This is a genomic window from Bartonella sp. CR84HXZ (assembly GCF_042194535.1).
GTDB lineage: Bacteria > Pseudomonadota > Alphaproteobacteria > Rhizobiales > Rhizobiaceae > Bartonella > Bartonella grahamii.
Genome location: NZ_JBHIMY010000049.1, coordinates 1 through 3,874 on the forward strand (window position 1 = coordinate 1; position 3,874 = coordinate 3,874).

The 3,874-nt window shown below is 36.7% G+C and carries 5 protein-coding genes; 4 read left to right on the top strand and 1 reads right to left on the bottom strand.

Going from position 1 to position 3,874, the window contains the following annotated elements:
- The first annotated feature begins 410 nt into the window (after nucleotides 1–410).
- From ACFIKD_RS09000 to ACFIKD_RS09015, 4 genes are all read left to right on the top strand, one after another.
- The gene (locus ACFIKD_RS09000; protein WP_120100860.1) at nucleotides 411–917 is read left to right on the top strand and encodes a hypothetical protein; all 507 of its coding nucleotides are present in this window, start codon (nucleotides 411–413) and stop codon (nucleotides 915–917) included.
- 81 nt (nucleotides 918–998) lie between these two features.
- Nucleotides 999–1,700, top strand: a complete 702-nt coding sequence (locus tag ACFIKD_RS09005; RefSeq protein WP_375647831.1) for a hypothetical protein — start codon at nucleotides 999–1,001, stop codon at nucleotides 1,698–1,700.
- A gap of 316 nt (nucleotides 1,701–2,016) precedes the next feature.
- Nucleotides 2,017–2,460 carry a single-stranded DNA-binding protein gene (ssb, locus tag ACFIKD_RS09010; protein ID WP_375647833.1) on the top strand — a complete coding sequence of 148 codons (444 nt, stop codon included), beginning with the start codon at nucleotides 2,017–2,019 and terminating at the stop codon, nucleotides 2,458–2,460.
- Nucleotides 2,461–2,475: 15 nt separating this feature from the next.
- Nucleotides 2,476–3,006, top strand: a complete 531-nt coding sequence (locus ACFIKD_RS09015) for a hypothetical protein (RefSeq protein ID WP_375635669.1) — start codon at nucleotides 2,476–2,478, stop codon at nucleotides 3,004–3,006.
- A gap of 9 nt (nucleotides 3,007–3,015) precedes the next feature.
- On the opposite strand, the gene ACFIKD_RS09020 is transcribed toward ACFIKD_RS09015, so the two are convergent.
- Complete coding sequence (locus tag ACFIKD_RS09020) at nucleotides 3,016–3,639, bottom strand: hypothetical protein (RefSeq protein WP_015856175.1); 624 nt, start codon at nucleotides 3,637–3,639, stop codon at nucleotides 3,016–3,018.
- Between the last annotated feature and the right edge of the window lie 235 nt (nucleotides 3,640–3,874).

The window sequence follows — 3,874 nt, forward strand, 5'->3', positions numbered from 1 at the left end:
TGCATACACGCAGTTTAATAAACATGTCCATTTACGCACTACATTTTATACTAAAAACCAAAAGTAAAATTTAAAAGCACTTGATATTCAATGATGTAGGTATCAAAATGAAAAAAAGTTAAAAAAATAAAAAATACGTATTGACTTTAAGGAAAGGTTCGTTTAGAAAGGTGCCAAGTGCTAAAAACACTTAATCGTAAGCGGTTAAACCACGTAAGGTTTTTCCCATTTCTTAAAATACTGACTTTCTTTTGTGCTATCATTGGCATATAACGATTTTGTCGGGTGTAGCTATACCATACAATACCCTTCGCGAGGGGAAAGTATAGCGGCGGACTTACGACCGTGTTTTTAGCGCCCGGCGCCCTTATGGGCTGTCAATTAAAAACCTAATTTCGTAAGGATTTATTATGCAAAATTCTGTAAAAAAATATCAACTCACAAATCAAACAATTCTTCGTGAGGGTAAAAAACTTTATCGCATTAAGGCGTTAAGAGATTTTGGTGATGTTAAAGCTGGTCAACTTGGTGGCTATATTGAATCTGAAGAAAATCTTTCCCATGATGGTAATTGCTGGGTTGGTGATCAGGCCATTGTTGTGAGCCCTGGTCGTGTTTACGAAAATGCGCAGGTTTATGGCAATGCAGGTGTTGGTGGTTTTGTATATGGTAATGCTCGCGTCTACGATTCAGCAAAGGTTTTTGCCAATGCCCATGTGTATGATAATGCCCATGTTTTCGATAGTGCAAAAATTGTAAGTAAAGTGCATGTTTATGAAAATGCCAATGCATGTGGCATGGCTATTGTTACTAAGAATATTTGTGGTGACACAATGAATAATGTTTATACAGAACGCCTTTCTCCTTATGGTGAAATTTGCTTTGTTATGTGTCGTCCTCATAGGAAAACAGCTTAAATAACGCGCGGGTGCGGCGGGGGCGCCTTCTTTAAACCTCTTATTAAAAATTTATTCAAATGTCAGATTAGGGAGCTACCTATGACCACTAAAAATGTATCTAAAAAATATGAGCTTATAAATGAAAGTCACGTTAAAGGGATTACTTTATACCGCATTCGTGCTTTAAAAGACTTTGCTGATGTTAAAGCTGGTGATTTAGGCGGCTTTATTGAAAAGGAAGATAACCTTTCTCATGATGGCAATTGCTGGGTTTATGATAATGCTTGTGTTGTAAAATCTGGTCGTGTTTATGAAAATGCAAGGGTATATGGCAACGCTGTCATTGGTGGTTTTGTTTATGGCAATGCGCATGTATATGATAAAACCCGCGTGTATTTTGGAGCTCATGTTTATGATAATGCGCATCTTTCTGATAAGGTGTGGGTTTATCAATATGCAAGGGTTTATGGGAATGCAAAATTAACAGGAAGTGCACGCATTTATAGCAAGGCTGAGGTTTATGATCATGCTGTTGTAAGTAGCTCTTCAAAAATTTATGGCAAGGTTTATGGCAATGCTAGCGTGGGTGGGTATGTTAAGGTCTATGGTTCTGTTTATGGGAATGCAAAAGTGACTGGTTATCACACCATTAGAGGTTTGGTACATGGCAATGCAAGATTAAAAAGAAATGATTATTCATATGTTGAGCAAAACATTTACTATGCATATGGGATTCCAGAGGATTGTGAAATTTATGAAAACGATACCGTTGTAAAGATTGTTGAAAATAAAGCAGCGTAAATAAAATAACGGCGCGGGGGGCTGCTTTATAGCAAAAAAGCCGCGTCCTTTAAGACACGGCTTTTATTATCAAAACAGCTAGCGATCTAAATAAACGATTAAAATAACCAATCGAAATATAAAAGAACATCTCTTTATTGCACAAAACGTATCAAAACGCAAGCTGTTAAGTAAAATAAAAATGAGATTCATTCTTTAGATTCAGTGGGTTATAATAAATTTCGTTTGTAATTACACCCCATAATGTGTTATACTATCATCAGTTGTGAGTTTGTTTTGTTCTAAGTACTATTTTCCATTAAAGGACAGAAAACAAATGCTTAATAAAGTGATTTTAATTGGTCATTTAGGTGCCAATCCAGAAAGCAAAACTATGCCTTCTGGTGGTGAGGTGGTTAATTTTCGAATGGCAACGTCTGAGAGCTATATAGACAAGGCAACCAATAAGAAAGTAGACAAAACTGAATGGCATTCCATTGTGGTGTTTAATCCACATTTGGCAAAAGTAGCACTTCAGTATCTCAGTAAAGGTAGCAAAGTTTATATCGAGGGGCGACTACAAACCCGTAAATGGCAAGATAAAAATGGTGTTGATCGCTATGTAACAGAAGTCATATTGCCTCAGTACAAAGGCGAGTTAAAGCTTTTAGATGGCAAAAATGATGATAATCAAGAGCCGTCATCATCTGCTTATGACAGAAGCATTTATAGACCTCTTGATACGCCCCATACCGTTATGAATGACAGTGTTCCTTTTTAAATAAAAGGCGGTGTTATGAAAAAAAATAAAAAAAGGGGACGCCCTAAAATAGCAGGGCAGGTAAGAGAACCAAACGGACGTATATCACGTGCAAAAGCACTACGTGAAGCCGTTGATAAATTGGCAATAGAAATGCGTGCAAAGCGCTTCGGTTTAACGCTACAAGAGGCAAAAAATCCACTCTCTGGTACTTACATAGGGCGACTTTGTTTGCAAGGTGTGCTTACACAAGAGCAATATGACGCCGCGCAACAATATCTACAGATCAGAAACGATTACCTTTGTGCAAAAGGCTTTCCAAGTGCTGTTTATGATGAGATGCCCTCATCATCAGATGATAAGGCAAGAGACAAATGGGTAGAATTTGCTACAGAGCAGTTTTTCAATATGCAAGAGGCAATAAAAGAAGCACAATGCCTCTATAGACAGTACAATCTTCACGCAGCACTACAGTACCTCGTGATAGAAGATCAAATGCTACCATATCTTGTGAATTCATTACGTGTTGCTCTTAATGCTCTTCAGAAACATTTTGATCGTAAATGACAATCTCTATTACGGTTTCATTATATTGTATATCGTTTGTAAGTTTCTGCAAAATTCAATGGATTCCTTTAAACTTTTATGATCATTTCTTTTCACTTGAGATACTATGTTATTTACTTGTTCTTTTCTTAAATCGGAACGCTTATCTATAGCCATCATAAATTTTTTTGCATAATAAATCATTGGATCCTCGTTATCATTGACCACGTCGTATGCCCACATAAAATCGCTTTCACTCCAATCATATTCATCGCGTAAACGCTTTATTACATTGGGTAGATCCATTTGCGACATCTCCTTATTATAATCACCCCGCAATAAACTCATAAGGGATGCACAACCAACAACTGATATGTGACGATACAATATATCTTCCTGTTTAAAAAACGAATATTCTGTGCCCGTGCTGAGTGAAAGTTCTTCTGCTTTGCGTATCTTTTCAGAATGCATAGAGCCAATATATGATTCACTTACGTATTTGTTGTAAAGTTGATTATACTTCTCTTTAGTATCTACACTTGTAAACATACGCGTCAATTTGTCTATAAATCCAAATGACGCTGATGCAGGTAGCGCTGATATAGAAAAGAAAGCTATAAATGTTATGATGCGTGTTATGGATAATGATTTCATCGTTTTGAATCCCTAATTATTATAAGCGCTGTTTAACCGATTCCTTTTGAATATATCAATATGTGTTATTTTTATGTTGACAAATTGTAGCAAATCGTATTTAATGACATTGCTGTACTTGGTCGTATTGTATCTAGACGAGAGGCAGTGCAGTTTGGAATCCCCGCAAATGCGGGGTTTTTTATTATCTGGAGGGCGTATTTTATGACATCAGAAAATACACAGCAGGCTCCAC

Bases quoted from the DNA above. Each gene is read 5' to 3' on its own strand.
- ACFIKD_RS09020 (WP_015856175.1), bottom strand. From the start codon at position 3,639: ATGAAATCATTATCCATAACACGCATCATAACATTTATAGCTTTCTTT.
- ACFIKD_RS09015 (WP_375635669.1), top strand. From the start codon at position 2,476: ATGAAAAAAAATAAAAAAAGGGGACGCCCTAAAATAGCAGGGCAGGTA.
- ACFIKD_RS09005 (WP_375647831.1), top strand. From the start codon at position 999: ATGACCACTAAAAATGTATCTAAAAAATATGAGCTTATAAATGAAAGT.
- ssb (WP_375647833.1), top strand. From the start codon at position 2,017: ATGCTTAATAAAGTGATTTTAATTGGTCATTTAGGTGCCAATCCAGAA.
- ACFIKD_RS09000 (WP_120100860.1), top strand. From the start codon at position 411: ATGCAAAATTCTGTAAAAAAATATCAACTCACAAATCAAACAATTCTT.